The organism is Chitinolyticbacter albus, assembly GCF_024437655.1.
GTDB classification, from domain to species: domain Bacteria; phylum Pseudomonadota; class Gammaproteobacteria; order Burkholderiales; family Chitinibacteraceae; genus Chitinolyticbacter; species Chitinolyticbacter albus.
Window position 1 is genome coordinate 1 of record NZ_JANBVF010000030.1, and the last position, 15,194, is coordinate 15,194.

The window sequence follows — 15,194 nt, forward strand, 5'->3', positions numbered from 1 at the left end:
GTCGTGTGGAGCGGTGCTGTTGCGGGCAGGCCAGGTCCACAACGCTTCCAGCAAAGGCTATACACGCGCCAGAATATTCGGTTAGCCGGGCCTGTCGTCCGCAGTGACGCGATTGTTGCTGGCGCCACCCAGGGCACGCCCAGATCCGGCGGCCGGCATCATCCGTGCCTGGGGCCTCGATCCTCAGGTGCATCGCGGCAACCTGGCCGCCCTTCCGGCAATTGCCGGGAGCTTGAATGGGTTGAGTTCAGCCGGGAGCACATGCTTAAAGGCCGTATCTGCAGACGAGGTGGGTCGAGCCGCTAACCAATCTCGCGGACTGCTTCACTGGCCGTGTACCACTGCCTGTGTTATTCGCGCCTTGCCAGCGGCATGACACCGGGTTTTGCGCGCCGCGCTCAATCCAGATTGGTGAACTGAGCGGCATCGGGGTGGACCGGCGCAGCGCTCGCCCAGTTGTGCTGAACCAGAGCGGGAATGACGCGCGACCACTCGTGCTCGTCCAGCCGCAGCGAGCGGTACCGGCCGGTGGTTGTGCGCAGCGTGAGCAAGTTCAGCTCATACAGCGTGCCCTTCTGGTACCTGGCTTTGAGATGGGCGGTGCCGGGTTCGGCGCGCCAAGATCCATCATTGGCGATCAGCTCCGTGCCGGCCAAGGTGTAGGCACGGGTGCGGCGCGGAGCCAGAATCGAGATGGCAGTGAGCGGGATATACATGATCAGCCAGTACATCATGGGGCCTAACACCAACGCGCCCAGCAGATTCAGGATGCCCTGGTTTCCTTCGGCGATCACCAGGATGCCGCAGCCGATGGCCAAGCCCCAGGCCAGGCCGCACCAAGCCCAGAACCGGATCCGGCTGAATGGCTGGGCGGTGAAATGTAGCAGCGGCTCATCGTTGCCTGGGACCAGATCGCGCAACAGAGTCTGGCTGCGGAAGTAGCCGATGACGGGAGCCAGCCGCTCTATTGGCGCATACATCATCAGGCTGTCAAAGCGGGCGGTATGGACCAGCAGCTGGTCGTCGCTGTCGGGAATACCCTCGCAGGCCAGCACTTCCTGCCACGGTATACAGCCGAGCGGACCAACGTGCAGCCCTTCTGCTGCGCAACGCACCTCGACCACCGCATCGAGCGCAATCACGCCCAAGCGCGGCTCCAGCCATTCATGGAGGCGAAACCAAAACGCCCAGGCGCCAACCATGCCGGCGATTGCCAGTGCGATGCATAACAAAACAGCGATCGCGCCGGCAAGGTTGACGATGAAGCCGAGGCCGGGATGGGAATCCAGGCGCGCAGACAACAGGATTGCAAGTATCACGCCAGGAGCCATACCCAGCATGCCAAACAGCATCAGCCACCAGAAGGCGGCCGTACCCGAATCGATCCGGCTAACCTTGATGCGCTCGGCGAACTGTGGCGTGCTGGCTTCGGTGTTCTGTTGAGTTTGGCCCATTTTTGTAAGAAATAATTAAGCAATGGTATTCTAACCCGCTGGCAATAAGCGGACTTAACTCATGCAGCCTGAGCTGGTGCAAGCAGCGCGTCCATCGCGTATGGCGATCCGCGGTTGCGCCTGATCGACGGCGACAACGACGGTGAGGGCGACATCGGTTTCTACGCGGACAAGCGCGTCTATGTGCATGACGCGCTGTGTGTTTCTGGCAAGCCCCGATCAGGGCCAGCGGTAGGTTTCCGAAGCCGCTTTGTGCGTGCGGCAGCCCGCTGGTCGAGTGTGCAAGCGTTTGGAAAACGGCGTAAGCGATACGGTGCTACAACCCCAAGAAGATGGAGGGGCAATCATGACGCACGCGAAACCTTGGGTCACTGTATTCCTGGGCTTGTCTTTATGCGGCCCTGCCGCGCTTGCCGCGGGCAATGGCAAGCTGGAACAGGATGCGAAAACCGCGCTCAACCGGCTCTATGCCCGCATCCCCGCCGCCAAGACGCTGGGTGCGCAGGCCAAGGCCACGCTGGTGTTCCCGGCGATCAAGAAGGCGGGTCTGGGCTTCGGCGGTCAGTATGGCGAGGGGGTCTTGTTCCGCGGCGGCAAGGTGGCCGCCCGCTACAGCACGGCCGGCGCCTCGTGGGGCCTGCAGGCTGGCGTGCAGACCTACGGCTACGCGATGTTCTTTATGACCGACGCGGCGCTGGCGGCGCTGGACAACACCCAGGGCTTCGAGGTGGGCGTGGGCCCCAGTGTGGTGGTGATGGATGAGGGCAAGGCGCGCAACCTGACCACCACCACGATCCAGGACGACGTCTACGCCTTCGTGTTCGGCCAGAAGGGCCTGATGGCTGGTGCCGGCGTGCAGGGCAACAAGATCACCCGCCTCAACAAGTAAACACCACCGGCAAACCGCTGCCGGCGGTGTTGCGCTTACCTGCTGCGCGCAGTGTTCCGACGGTGTTACGCGCCACCGTCGCGCTGGCGTTGGCGAGCGGCACTCAGCTCAAGTGAACAACAGCGCCGGATTGAACCCCGCCTCGATCAGGCTGTTGCCACGATTGAACACGCTATTGCCGGTACTGCCGCCCGCCACCCAGTCCGCCACGCTGCCCAGCACATGCTCAATGCCGGTCTGGCCGAGGATGTCGTCGTTGACGCTACGACCGAACAGCGCGAGCTCCCGTTCGGGGAAGGGCGTGCCGTAGACGCCGCCGCGCACGCCGCCGCCGATCACCAGCACCGCGTTGCCGCGACCATGATCGGTGCCGGCATCGCCGTTGGCAGCGAGCTGGCGGCCGAATTCGCCGTAGATCACGATGGTCAGGTTGTCGCGCGCAGCCTGGTCCATTTGTTGCCAGATCAGGTCCAGCCCCTTGCCGCTGGCGAACAGGTCGGACAGGCTGCTTTCGATGTTCTCGCGTTGCGCCTTGTGGGTATCCCAGCCACCGTAGTCCATCGACAGCACGGGAGCATTGATGACGTCCGACAGCGCCAGCACGTCGTGCAGATTGCGCGCCTGCATGCCCCAATAGCGGCTCTTCCATGGCAGACCGTCGGTGTAGAGCGCGCGGATTCCCGCTGGCACCTCGACCAGCGCGCCGCTGGCGCTGGTTTCGCCAGTACCGAGCCGGGCGGTAACGCGCGCGCCCAGATCGCGCAGCACTTTTTCATGGTTGGCGAGACGGGCCAGCGCCGGGTCGCTGAAGCGCCTGGACTGGTAGTACGCCTTGAGGCTGCGCGACAGCGCCTTGTCGCTGGACGCCACCTGCCAGGCCGGGCCGCCTGGCGTGTACGGTTTTTCCGACAGCGCCAGCTTGCGCGAATTGGCGATGCCGATCACCACTTCGGAGGTGGCGCGCCCACCGGCGCCGGGGCCCAGGCACATGGGGCGTGGCGAGCTGGTGAGCGCGGCGACGCGGGCGTTGCCGCCCAGTGCCGCGGCAAGCCGTCCGCCCCAACCGGGCTTGTGGTTGTCGATGGGGCCGGAACTGCGATCGCCGTGATCCATCACCAAGAGCGAATGCGCATGATCGCGCGAAACGGCGCCGACCACGTTGTGCACGATGGCGAGCTCGCCTGCATCCCAGCGTTCCTTCAGCCAGCCGCAGCTTGCGAGGATGCCGAGACCTGCCGGGGTCGCGGTGCCAGGCCGATTCAGCGAGGTATAGGCGCTGGAATAGCGCTGGAAGTAGCCGTCGCGGTTGCGTTGGGCCGCTTCGATGCCCTGGCTCGCCGCGCGCGCCGCCCACCAGCGAAACGCATAGCTGTCGGCCGTTTCGTTGGCGGCAATGGCGGGCGGGAACAGGTGGCGGAAATCGGGCCCGCCGGCCAGCGTGATCGACAACACGCTGCGGCGGTTGAGGCTGACCGCAGCGGCGGCCTCGGGGATCAGGCCGGGGAAGGCGGAGGCGCCACCAGCGAGCAGGCTCAGGCGCAGAAAATCTCGGCGTTGCATCTCGATATCCTTATTCGCCGCGCAACAGCTGCGCTTGCGGCAATGCAGTGAGGAAGGCGACGGCGTAGGCGACGCGGCGGTTGGCGTTCTTGCGGATTTCGCTATCGCTACTGGCCAGCGCCACCGCGTCGTCGGCAAGCTCAGCCAGGCAGCGTGTGCCTGGCGCATTGGGGGCGAAATCGGCGTCGCCGAACACGTAATCCGGGTTGGTGCCGGCGGCGCCATTGCCGGTGCAATAGAAGCCGGCATCGCGTCCGGTGGCGAGCAGGCTGTAGGTGTAGAGGCGTTCGTAGTCGCCAAAATCGGCAAGGCTGTTGCCGGTGAAACGCTGCCACAGCCAGGCGGCAACCCGGTCGGTACGCCAGCTGCCATCGGCTTCGCGTGGCGCCAGCGCTCCCCAGTTCTTCTCCCAGCCGGACGCCTGCTCGGTCAGATTGGCGTCGCCTATGCTGTCGACACGCGCTACCCGCCACAGGCTGTCGACGCTGCGGTTGTAGACGGTCTTGAACAGCTCGGCCGAGAGTGACGCCTCTTCGCTCGTCTGGTGGCCGAACACGTTGTGCGTGGGGCTGAACGTGGTAAAGCCTTCGTCCCAAGTGATGAGGGCGATCGGCGAATACCAGCTGGTGAACTCGCTTTCGGTGCGATTGAGTGCAAAGCGGTTCAGGAAAATGAGGTTGCGCTCCAGCGGTGTCAGGTATTTGACGCGGCTACTGTGGTGGAACTGGCGCGAGATCGCGTAGGTCTGCAGGAAGGCCAGCAGATCCTTGGACTGGCCCTGCTGCTGCCAGTAGCTGCGCAGCTGCGCCATGTCCGCCTCGCCGAGGTAGTCGTTGGCCAGGCCCTGGATGATCTTCACCGGCAGGTTGGCTTCCGATTCGGGGTGGCGGATCGCCACTTCGGCGAGCGCGAAGATCTTGTCGCGCGCGGTGGCGCCGGCGATCTGGCTATGCAGGATTTCCAGCGCCGCCGCATGATGCTTGGCAGTGCCGAAGGTGAGTTCCTCCGCATTCTGCGGCTGCTCGGTCATGTCGGTCAGCATGCGTGCCGTGTTCTTGACCGTGACCACTTCGTGGTAACTGTCCTCGCCCGCCGCGCGCGGGGTGGCGTCTTCCGGGCGCGTGGTGCCCAGGATGCCGAAGAACAGCTGGTGGAACTCGCGGGCAAAATCCTCGTTGCCGCGGAAAACGCGGGAGGTGTTGTTGAACTCGTTGCGGTTGTGGCCGTACTGCCGCGCGATCGCGGCCGACATTGCCGCGCGAGCCAGCACGCGGGAATACGATTCCCCGTTCGCCAGCGCGTTCAGCAACGTATCGTAGTAGCGCACGATCTGGCCCTGCTCCACGCCCGCGCCCTGGTTCACCGCCAGGTGGTAATTCGTTTCCCAGAACAGCACGCGATGCAGGAAGGGATTGAGCCCCTGCGTGATGCCAGCCTGCAGGCCGGTGCGCTGCAAGCCACCCCAGTCGTTGAGGTAATCGAACGATGCGCGATTGGAACTGGGCATCGGGCTGCTGCCGCCGCTCCAGTAGCGCGACAGTCCCGCCAGCGTGCCACCGGAGGCACGCAAGGGATCGGCCTCACCGCGACCCGGAGAGAGCTTGGGGTTGAACGGGGCAAAGGTCAGCATTTCCACGATGGCAGCCTGCGGCGCCATCTGCGTCCAGGCCTGGATCTGAGCGTCGCTCGCCTGCCCGCCGTAGGCAAAGGTATGCAGCACATTGCGTACCGCCGTTTCATCCCACTCTGCTTGCGACACCGGCGGCAACACGCTGCTCACCGGCAGCGGAACCGGCGTGGGTAAAGGTGTGGGTGCTGCCGTGTCGCTACCCGAGTCCCCGCCGCCGCCGCCACAGGCGGCAAGCAGCAGCGCCAGCACCGTGCTGGCCAGGACTGCTTTGCAATTCATGTTTTTCTCCCTGAGCGTGCCGTTGGCACATCACGCATATCAGCGTCTCATGAAGTACAGGGAGAACCGCTCGCCGGGCATCCGTGCTTTGCGTACGGCGGGCGGCATGGACAGACGGAGGGACAAAAACGAAGCCCCGGCGGCGTGTCGCAACGGGGCTTGCCGTTCAATACGTTGGCAAAGTGTTGCCGGCATCACCCTGCACATCCGACCCGGCGTGGCTGGCGGGATCGGATTTCGACCGAAGCAGGGTTCGATCTGCACCGACGCGGCAAACGGGGGGCGTGTACATGTTGCGCAATCCCGGATACATCGCCTGGCCTGCTTCTGGCGGTAAAACGCCGGGCGGAGCTACCCGGGCTTGCCGCACCGAGGCGGCGCCGGGCATGCTGGGCCAATAGAACAGAAAAGGCGCTACGGCACCAAGCCGGCAGCGTCGGCGGGGGAGTGGGGATGGAGTCGTTGGACGATGCTTTTCCATGGGTGCCGGACCGGTTGGCCCGGGTGTTCGATCATATCGACAACGAGCTTGCGTCGCCGATGGACCTGGCCTCGCTCGCCCGGCTCGCCTGCTATTCGCCGCACCACTTCGAGCGGGTGTTCGGCAGCTATACCGATGCCTCGCCGATCGACTATCTCCGTCGTCGCCGGATGCAGCATGCCGCAAGCCGTTTGCGCCATGAAGCGTTGCCGGTGGGAGAGCTGGGGCTCGATAGCGGTTATTCGGGCTACCACGCCTTTGCCAAGGCCTTCCTGCGCACCTTCGGCATGACGGCGGGCGAATGGCGGCACGAAGCCGGCTGGCGGGCCCACATGCAGCACACCATCGGCCGCAACGGCATGGCCATGCCGGCGGCGTTGGATTTCCATCGCCATGGCATCGTGACGCGCGAGCCGGAAGGCGTCGCCCTGCAGGTTGCCGCGCAAACGGAGGTGGTCGAACTGCCTGCCATTGCAGTGATCAGCCGGCGCGTGATCGGAGCATGGAAGGATTCCGCGATGACCATCGCCATGGCCAACTTCATGCGGGATGTGCCACCACTGTGGTCTGGTGGCGCCGTGCCGCGTTACATCGGACTGTTCCACGGCGATCCGGGGCTCGCGCAACGCAACGACATCGTGTTCGAAGCCTGTATGACACCGCCCGATCGGGTGATACCGGGGCACCGCAAGCTGGTGCCCGGTGGCTTCTATGCCCGGTTCCGTTATGACAGCGGCCATCCACTGTTCCAGCGCCTGTACGAAAACTGGCTGGACACGCAGCAGCTCTGGCAGTTCGACAGTCTCCGTCCACACCTGCGCTGCTACCCGGCGGCGGGCGAGATGGGCTGGATTGCCATGCCGGTGAAGCCCACCCCCATGACCCGGCGCTAGGCGCGGGGCCCTCTTGGCGCATGTGTTTGGCGGGCCTGATTGCATCGGGAGCGCAATCGCGGATACAGGGTTCAGCTGCGCCATCTCGTCTAATCTAGGCGCGCCAGCCTTCCATTAGCTGTTGCAGTAAAAAATCGCCAGAAGGCGATTTTGAGGAAGCAGTCGTGAAAAGCGGGTTGTCAGGGCTAAATTGGTCTAAGCCAGAAAATGTAAGAATTTCTCTATCACTAGAATGATAACCGCTGCTTTTGCTAGAGCGGCGAAGATGGTGGAGTTGGTGTTAGATGCGCACTTGAATACAAAAGCAACCGAGAGTGCAGCATGCAGAAAAATCATGATTGAAAGTGGAAGCAGCAATAAAAGGTAGAAAGATCGATATGTTTCCCACTGCGGGGTAGAGGATAAATGCTGAGCTAGGGCAAAGTAGCCGGCACTCAGGGCTTTGACCCAAATGTATCCAAGTACAACAAAGCCCCACCATACCACCCAAAGTGGTGCTTTTCCGCGAAGTGCACTAGTAAAAAAATGTAGCATTTTCTTAATAAACCCCCGATTGATTGCAGTTTTGAGCCTCATCCTCCAAGCCAGTCGTTTCTAGCCGATTCCGACGTCTTTTTTTTCGCCCCTGTCGCCGCATTCCGAGAGCCTATGGACCCCGATCGCCCGGTTTCTGGCGCTGCGGACTGATTTCGCTCGTCAACCCATCAGTGCTCGCCTCGCCAGGTAACGATTGATCAAGCCGATCAGCGAGAACACCTGCGCGGCATTCTTCACGAGCCCTTTGTAGCGCACCTTGGTGTAGCCAAACTCGCGCTTGATCACGCGAACCCCAACACCTGGCTACTGGAGCGACTTGGTATTTAGCCATTTTGTAACGTCCTTACCAAGCGTATTAACGCAATGATAGAGAACTTCACAAGACCCTTTAAGTCCCCCCATGAACCCACCGCGAGAATCGCGGGTTCCAGTATAAGTATCTACTACGTTGCCGTCTCTATACAGGGTTGCAGCAATGGCAACGGATTTGTGGTGGCCAATAAGCGCATTGCCTGAACTCATGGCGTTCAGTATCTCAAGCTTGACGGAGGTGCCAGAGGTTTGCGTTTCAACCTTGTCGCTCAAGGTAACCTGCCACCCAGAATTTTCCAGGAATTTTTTCGTAGACTGCGAAAAATTACTTCCCAAGTCGACGCACTCGAGTTTTATTTTGTCAGGTATTATCACGGCGTCACGAAAATCTGCCTTGGACGTTACTGAAACATCGTTTCCACTTGCAATTGCACTAACATTGATTGCCAGTACGATTGGCGCCAGTTTGTTCACGATCTTCATGAATGTTACTTCCCGTTATGCGCGTTTAAAGCTGATTTAAAATAGGCACCCTAAAGGCAGATTTGTGTGTTTAGGATGTGCTTGCCCGAATACCACAAACCGAAAAACTCGCAAGCACTGGCTTTACCTGTCGGTGGCGGACTTAGTTGTTGGGTTCCGCTTGCTTGGCTGGCCTTTCTAGCAGCGATAGGCGAGCGCCGTCCATCCAGCGTGAACGGTCGGTCGCATGCTCGCAACAGTTTCGGCCGGCCGAGTTTGCGAAGAGTGCGCCGAGGCTGTTGCGGGTGGAGGTCACGCGGCTACGTCCTGGGCGATATGGGGCATCGCTGGTTTTGCTACAACCCAGCCGAATTACAGGCACGGCGGTGCGGCGAGCGCTCGCGGCGGGCCGATTTGGCGGTGGAAATGTTGTAGCCGGCGCCCATTACAACCATTTACATCAACTGGAGCAAAGACCGCTGTCGATCTGGCGTGTACATTTCGCGTCCCCCATCGTGCCGGTAGGCGTGGCGGGTTACTTATTGATTTGTGCGAAACAAGGATCGACTCGATGCTTCATGATCTGCGCAATTTGCGCATCTCCACCAACCGCCTGCTGTTGCGCACTTTCTCGCAGAGTGATCTGGCTGCACTCGTCTCACTGGTCAGCCAGCCCGAAATCACCACAACCCTGCCCGATTGGGCCATGACGATTGAGCAGTGCGGACAGTGGCTGGCCTGGCAGGAAACCAATCTGGGGCGCTTCGACAGCGACAGCCCGGCCGTCCCCCTAGCGATCTGCCTGCCCGACGGTGAGCTGATCGGCTGGTTGGGCATCTGGCCCAAGCCGAGCGTGCACGTTGATTCGCCCGAGGTCATGTACGCGTTGTCGCGCGCGTATCGCGGCCGCGGTTACGTCAGCGAAGGCGTCCGCGCGGCAACGCAGTGGCTGTTTGGGTTGTCGGCCCTGCCGCAACTGATGGCTGTGGTGAAGCCGTCGAACCCGGATTCTCGTCGCGTCGTCCTGCGTAGCGGCTTCGCTGCGAGCGGCACGGTCCGGTGCGATGACGACGGCTGGTTCGACTATTTTGTCCTGCAGCGCCCCGAGGCAACGGATGGCTGTCCGTCTGCCTGAGTTTTGGCAGTAGGGGCTGACAGCGCAAGCGGCTGAGTCAGCTGCACGAGCGAGGTGCCGGCAAGCGCGACGACGTGCCAATGCAAAAAGCCCCGACCGAAGTCGGGGCTTTTTGGTATCTGGTGGCTATGACGGGACTCGAACCTGTGACCCCAGCATTATGAGTGCTGTGCTCTAACCGACTGAGCTACATAGCCAAAGAGTCGGGCATTGTGCCGCCGTGCCGATGGGCTGTCAAGCAGCTACAGGCGCCACGAATCGTCGGATCGTGAAAACCCAGGCAACAGGCCGGGCAGCGCCAAGTTCTTGGAAAAGGCGATGGCCTTGAACAACTCGCCCATTTCGGCGGGGCTGGTGAGCTTGTTCAGCGCCGACGCGCCGGGCAGGTACTGGGCAGGTTGCAGCTGCTCCAGCCGCTGTGCCGCGCCGGTATCGAGCAGGTATTGCGCCTGGCTGGTGTAGCCCTCCAGCTGTAGGCCGGCTGCGTCGGCAGCGGCGTACACCGCGGAAAAATCGACGTGGCAGGTCAGATCGGTGAGGCCCGGGTGCCAGAACGGATCGGTCAGGCTGTGGTGGCGGTAGTGCGCCATCAGCGTGCCGGCGTTGCGCTGCGGGTGGTAGTACTCGCTGCCGGGAAAGCCGTAGTCGATGAAGAGCGCTGCGCCGCGGGTGAGGCTATGCGCCACGCTGTGCACAAAACCGTGCATCTGCGGCTGGATCTCGGTGAGGTAGTCGCTGGGTAGGTCGAGCGCGGCGGCCAGCTCCAGCAAGGGGCCGGGCGCCAGCAATCGGTCCTCGTAAATGAGGCCTTCGCGCCATACCACACCGCGCTCGAACAGCGCGCCGGCTGCATCGCGATAGACCAGGTTGCAAGGGATGGCATCGAGCACTTCGTTGCCGACGATAAAGCCGACGAAATCCTTGGGCAGCTCGGAGAGCCATTGCACCCGATCGACGAGATGCGGCACCAGCGCGGACAGCGTGGCGCGTTGCCGCGCGGCGAGCTCGGCCGACAAATCGACGATGCAGTAGCGCCTAGGCAAGCGTTCCAGCCGCTCCAGCTCGGCAAGAATCTGCGCGGCGAGCTGGCCGGTGCCGGCGCCGAACTCGAGTACGTCGGCGTCGCCCAGCGCGAACAGTACCGGGGCGATGGTTTCGGCCACGCACGCGCCGAACAGCGGCGAGAGCTCGGGCGCGGTGACAAAGTCGCCCGCCTCGCCGAACTTGGTGGCGCCGCCGCTGTAGTAGCCCAGGCCCGGGCTGTAGAGCGCCAGCGCCATGTAGTCGGCAAACGACAGCCAGCCACGGGCATCGATTTCGGCGCGGATGCGCGCGATCAACTGGTGCGACGCGCTCAGGGCGTCGTTGCCGGGCAGGGGGAGTGGGGGCGTGGCTTGCGATGGCGACATCTGGGCAGCAGAATTCGGCGAAAACCCAATTCTAAGGCCCAGAGCGATGGTTGGAATGGTAAACATGGCCGCAACGCGGCACGGCAAGGTTGCGCTGGTAACCGGAGGCGCCCGCCGCGTCGGCGCGGGCATAGTGCGTTACCTGCATGCGCAGGGCTGGCGTGTGATGATTCACTGCCGTGGCAGCCGCGCCGAGGCGGAGGCGCTGGCGGGCAGCCTGAACACGGGAAGTGCCGATTCGGCAGCGGTGGTGGCGCTGGATTTGCTGCAGACCGATCGCCTGCCCGAACTGGTCGAGGCCTGCCTTGCCGCGTTCGGTCGGATCGACGCGGTGATCAACAATGCTTCGTCGTTCTTCGCGACGCCGGTCGGCAGTTACACCGACGCGGCCTGGCATGATCTCTTGGGCTCCAACCTCAAGGCGCCGCTGTTCCTGGCGCAGGCGGCGGCGGCGGAGTTGCGGCGCAACCAGGGGGTGATCATCAGCATCGCCGATATCCATGTCGATCGCCCTCATCCCGAGCTGACGCTGTACACAGTGGCCAAGGCCGGGCTCGTGGCGATGACCCGATCGCTGGCGCGCGAGCTGGCGCCGGATGTGCGGGTGAACGCGGTGGCGCCGGGAAGCAATCTGTGGCCGGAGGATATGGCCGTGTTCACCGAGGCGGAGCGCGCGCGCATCAACGCGTCGATTCCGCTGCAGCGCATCGGCACGCCGGACGATCTGGCGCAGGCCATTCATTTCCTGCTCGAAGCGCCCTATCTCACCGGGGTGGTGCTGCCGGTCGACGGCGGGCGCAGCGTGGTGCTGTGACGGCGCGATCCTGGCTGATATCGCGGCTGCGCCTGCTATGCATCCTGGCTGCGCCTGCCTGCGTTCTGGGCATGCTGGGCCGCTGGCATTGGCTGCTCGAGCTGTTCAGCCACTTTGCGCTGTTCTATCTGCCTTGTTTGTTGCTGGCTGCGCTGCTGGTGGGGCGTGGCTGGTGGCGCTTGCTGCTGCTGACGCTGGCGCTGTGGCAGGCGTGGTTCATCGCAGCCCCGCTACGCGTGCCGCAGGGGCACGCCGTGACGAGGCCTGCGCCGCTCAGGATCGTGGCCTTCAATGTGTATTACCGGAACGGTGCGCTGGCACCGGCTGCGCATTGGTTGCGGCGTGAAAACGCCGATCTGCTCTTTCTGACCGAGGTGACAGAGGACATCGCCGGGTCGCTAGCCGGGGTGCTGGTGACTTATCCGCAAAGTTGCCGCCAGCTGGCCAATAGCCCGTTCGGATTGCTGCTGGCATCGCGCCGGCCGCTGCGGGCGTGTGAGGTCGTCGAGGTCGAAGGCGAATATCGCGCTTATCCCTATGTGCGCGCGGTGCTGGATGATGGCCGCGTGATTTATGGCATCCACCCGCCTCCGCCACTGGACGGTGCGCTGGCGCGGGCCCGCGATGCGATGTTCAGCGCGCTGGCGCAGGCTGTGCGCGCCGAACGGGCGCCGGTGATCGTGCTGGGCGATATGAACAGCACGCCGTTCTCGCCGCGCTACGCGGATTTCCTGGTCGCGGCCGATCTGCGCGAGGCGGGGTCCGGCGTGTGGCCCACCTGGGGCCCTGCGGGCTGGTGGCTGCTGCCGCTGGACCGGGTATTGCTGCGCGGCGCGATACGCAGTCGTGCCGTGACGCTGGGGCCGGCGCTCGGATCGGATCATCGCCCGCTACGCATCACGCTCGAATAGACCCGTCGCGCTTGGGAATGGCGGCCGGATCGGGTAAAATCCGCGTCAATTCAAACATCTACGTGGGGCGCCTTGGCGCCCCATGCTTATCCCGCCATGAACGCCAGCACCGACACCGCCCCGCTTGCCGATACCGAGAAGAAGGCCCAGTACAACCTCAACAAGCTCACCAAGCGCCTGCGTCACTACGTGGGCGACGCGATCAATGATTTCAACATGATCGAAGAGGGCGACCGGGTGATGGTGTGCCTGTCCGGCGGCAAAGACAGCTACACCATGCTCGATATCCTGCTCGGGCTGCAGAAGTCCGCGCCGATCGATTTCTCCATCGTCGCGGTCAACCTGGACCAGAAGCAACCGGGCTTTCCCGAGCATGTGCTGCCCGAATATCTTGCCGCGCTGGGTGTCGAGTATCGCATCATCGAAGAAGACACCTACAGCATCGTCAAGCGCGTGGTCGAAGAGGGCAAGACCACCTGTAGCCTGTGCTCGCGCCTGCGCCGCGGCATCCTTTACCGCGTGGCGGACGAACTCGGTGCGACCAAGATCGCGCTGGGCCATCACCGCGACGACATCCTGGAAACGCTGTTCCTCAACATGTTCTACGGCGGCAAGTTGAAGGGCATGCCGCCGAAGCTGGTGTCGGACGATGGCCGCCATATCGTGATCCGCCCGCTGGCCTACTGCCGCGAGAAGGACATCGAGCGCTACAGCGAGGCCAAGGGTTTTCCCATCATCCCGTGCAATCTGTGCGGCTCGCAGCCCAACCTGCAACGCCAGGTGGTCGGTGACATGCTGCGCGACTGGGACAAACGCTTCCCCGGCCGGCTGGAAACCATGTTCACCGCCATGTGCAACGTGGTGCCGTCGCACCTGGCCGATACCACGCGCTACGATTTCGCCAACATCAAGGCGGACGGTACGCCGCGTGCCGACGGCGACAAGGCCTTCGACAAGGAAAGCTTCGCTGAGCCCAACCGCATTTCCATCCTGGCTTCCAGGCCGCGCGATGCGGGCGGTTGCGGGGGCGAGGACTGATGCTGTTCCGCTCCAAGCGTGTTTCCGCTGTGGCGGTGGACGAGATCGCGATCGATATCTCCGAAGAGTTCGGCATCCGCAAGCTGCATTTTGGCGGCGACGACACGCAAAGCGCGATGCGGGTATCCGATCCGTCCGAGCTGGTGCTCGCCTATACGCGTTGCCTGTTCGGCTTCCTGTTGTTCATCGAGCCGCCGAAGGAGGCATTGCTGATCGGCCTCGGGGGTGGATCGATCGCCAAGTGGATCCACGCCCGCTTGCCCCAAACCCGGCTGACCTGTGTGGAGCTGCATGCGCAGGTGATCGCTGTGGCGCGCAGCATGTTCGCGCTGCCGGCGGATGACGAGCGCCTGTCGGTGCTGGCAGGCGATGGCGCCGCGCACGTCGCGGGTCTGCCCGATGGCGAGATCGACCTCATCATCATGGATGCCTACTCGGCCACCGGCATTGCCGCGCCGCTCGCGTCCACCGAGTTCTTCGCCAGCTGCCGCGACAAGCTCAGCGACAACGGCGTGCTGGCGGTGAACCTGTGGGGCTCGGACAAGCGTTTTTCCAGCTATTGCGAGCGGCTCTCAGACGTGTTCGACGGGCGTTTGCTGTGCCTGCCGGCACGGCAAAAGGGCAACGTGATGGCATTCGCGTTCCGCCGCAACCAGAACAGCCCGCAGTGGGCGCGGCTCACCGAGCGTGCGTCCCGACTCGAGGCGGAGTACGAGCTGGAGTTCGCCGAGTTCATCGCCGATCTGGCGCGCATGAACCCGCATAACGACCGGCGCCTCTTCATCTGAACCTGTTCCGACGCCATTCGGCCGGAAAGAAAGCGCTGCCGCGGTTTGCAAGCTGCGCCGGATGTGGAAAAATCAACGTTAACTAACGGTTACAAGGTATTACCCCATGCTCGATCGTGACGGCTATCGTCCGAACGTCGGCATCATCATACTCAACCAGCATAATCAGGTGTTTTGGGGCAAGCGGGTGCGCGAGCACTCGTGGCAGTTCCCGCAGGGCGGGATCAAGCAGGGCGAATCGCCGGAGCAGGCGATGTTTCGCGAGCTGATGGAAGAAGTCGGCCTCGCCCCCGAGCACGTGCGCATCGTGGGTCGTACCCGCGACTGGTTGAAGTACGACGTGCCGATCAACTGGGTGCGCCGCGAATGGCGCGGCACCTACAAGGGCCAGAAGCAGATCTGGTTCCTGCTGCGGCTGGTTGGCCGCGATTCCGATGTCTGTCTGCGGCGCAGCACGCATCCCGAGTTTGACGCTTGGCGCTGGAACGAATATTGGGCGCCGCTCGACGCGGTGATCGAGTTCAAGCGCGGCGTGTACGAGGCGGCGTTATCGGAGCTGTCGCGCCATCTCGATGGCGCACCGCTGCGTGTCCAGGGGTGAG

At 63.2% G+C, this 15,194-nt stretch carries 14 protein-coding genes, 1 tRNA gene and 1 pseudogene; 8 read left to right on the plus strand and 8 right to left on the minus strand.

The annotated features are described in order from the left end of the window. Positions 1-398 precede the first annotated feature (398 nt). Positions 399-1,352 (minus strand): hypothetical protein, encoded by a 954-nt coding sequence (locus NLI84_RS14955; protein WP_255991448.1) that lies wholly within the window; start codon positions 1,350-1,352, stop codon positions 399-401. A gap of 448 nt (positions 1,353-1,800) precedes the next feature. Here NLI84_RS14955 and NLI84_RS14960 point away from each other — a divergent pair, with 448 nt between their 5' ends. Continuing rightward, positions 1,801-2,343, plus strand: coding sequence for a lipid-binding SYLF domain-containing protein (locus tag NLI84_RS14960; protein ID WP_255991449.1), 543 nt, complete (start codon positions 1,801-1,803; stop codon positions 2,341-2,343). 108 nt (positions 2,344-2,451) lie between these two features. On the opposite strand, the gene NLI84_RS14965 is transcribed toward NLI84_RS14960, so the two are convergent. Together NLI84_RS14965 and NLI84_RS14970 are read right to left on the minus strand one after the other, a co-directional pair. After that, a complete protein-coding gene (locus tag NLI84_RS14965; protein WP_255991450.1) occupies positions 2,452-3,903 on the minus strand; it encodes a DUF1501 domain-containing protein in 1,452 nt (483 codons plus the stop codon). A 10-nt stretch (positions 3,904-3,913) separates the two neighbouring features. After that, positions 3,914-5,812 carry a DUF1800 family protein gene (locus NLI84_RS14970; RefSeq protein WP_255991451.1) on the minus strand — a complete coding sequence of 633 codons (1,899 nt, stop codon included), beginning with the start codon at positions 5,810-5,812 and terminating at the stop codon, positions 3,914-3,916. 453 nt (positions 5,813-6,265) lie between these two features. On the opposite strand from NLI84_RS14970, the gene NLI84_RS14975 reads away from it, so the two are divergent. Beyond that, complete coding sequence (locus tag NLI84_RS14975) at positions 6,266-7,186, plus strand: helix-turn-helix domain-containing protein (protein ID WP_255991452.1); 921 nt, start codon at positions 6,266-6,268, stop codon at positions 7,184-7,186. Between the two features lie 195 nt (positions 7,187-7,381). Here the strand turns inward: NLI84_RS14975 and NLI84_RS14980 are convergent, their stop codons facing one another. The 3 genes and pseudogenes from NLI84_RS14980 to NLI84_RS14990 all read right to left on the minus strand — a co-directional run bounded on the left by NLI84_RS14980 (position 7,382) and on the right by NLI84_RS14990 (position 8,518). After that, positions 7,382-7,762 (minus strand): hypothetical protein, encoded by a 381-nt coding sequence (locus NLI84_RS14980; protein WP_255991453.1) that lies wholly within the window; start codon positions 7,760-7,762, stop codon positions 7,382-7,384. Positions 7,763-7,882: 120 nt separating this feature from the next. Continuing rightward, positions 7,883-8,011: pseudogene (locus NLI84_RS14985) on the minus strand (IS5/IS1182 family transposase); the annotation flags it as partial. A gap of 15 nt (positions 8,012-8,026) precedes the next feature. Further along, a complete protein-coding gene (locus tag NLI84_RS14990; protein WP_255991454.1) occupies positions 8,027-8,518 on the minus strand; it encodes a hypothetical protein in 492 nt (163 codons plus the stop codon). A 550-nt stretch (positions 8,519-9,068) separates the two neighbouring features. Here NLI84_RS14990 and NLI84_RS14995 point away from each other — a divergent pair. Further along, the gene (locus NLI84_RS14995; RefSeq protein WP_255991455.1) at positions 9,069-9,632 is read left to right on the plus strand and encodes a GNAT family N-acetyltransferase; all 564 of its coding nucleotides are present in this window, start codon (positions 9,069-9,071) and stop codon (positions 9,630-9,632) included. A gap of 120 nt (positions 9,633-9,752) precedes the next feature. Here the strand turns inward: NLI84_RS14995 and NLI84_RS15000 are convergent. Further along, a tRNA-Met gene (locus tag NLI84_RS15000) sits at positions 9,753-9,829 on the minus strand. Between the two features lie 45 nt (positions 9,830-9,874). After that, a complete protein-coding gene (locus NLI84_RS15005) occupies positions 9,875-11,041 on the minus strand; it encodes a class I SAM-dependent methyltransferase (RefSeq protein ID WP_255991456.1) in 1,167 nt (388 codons plus the stop codon). Positions 11,042-11,105: 64 nt separating this feature from the next. On the opposite strand from NLI84_RS15005, the gene NLI84_RS15010 reads away from it, so the two are divergent. The 5 genes from NLI84_RS15010 to NLI84_RS15030 all read left to right on the plus strand — a co-directional run bounded on the left by NLI84_RS15010 (position 11,106) and on the right by NLI84_RS15030 (position 15,193). Beyond that, on the plus strand, positions 11,106-11,855 hold the full coding sequence (locus NLI84_RS15010) for a pteridine reductase (protein ID WP_255991457.1): 750 nt from the start codon (positions 11,106-11,108) through the stop codon (positions 11,853-11,855). 71 nt (positions 11,856-11,926) lie between these two features. After that, positions 11,927-12,766, plus strand: a complete 840-nt coding sequence (locus NLI84_RS15015; RefSeq protein ID WP_255991458.1) for an endonuclease/exonuclease/phosphatase family protein — start codon at positions 11,927-11,929, stop codon at positions 12,764-12,766. A gap of 96 nt (positions 12,767-12,862) precedes the next feature. After that, positions 12,863-13,804, plus strand: coding sequence for a tRNA 2-thiocytidine(32) synthetase TtcA (gene ttcA, locus NLI84_RS15020; RefSeq protein WP_255991459.1), 942 nt, complete (start codon positions 12,863-12,865; stop codon positions 13,802-13,804). After that, on the plus strand, positions 13,804-14,592 hold the full coding sequence (locus NLI84_RS15025; RefSeq protein ID WP_255991460.1) for a fused MFS/spermidine synthase: 789 nt from the start codon (positions 13,804-13,806) through the stop codon (positions 14,590-14,592). Before ttcA ends, NLI84_RS15025 begins: the two co-directional genes overlap by 1 nt. Positions 14,593-14,698: 106 nt before the next feature. Continuing rightward, complete coding sequence (locus NLI84_RS15030; protein WP_255991461.1) at positions 14,699-15,193, plus strand: RNA pyrophosphohydrolase; 495 nt, start codon at positions 14,699-14,701, stop codon at positions 15,191-15,193. The last annotated feature ends 1 nt before the right edge of the window (position 15,194 follow it).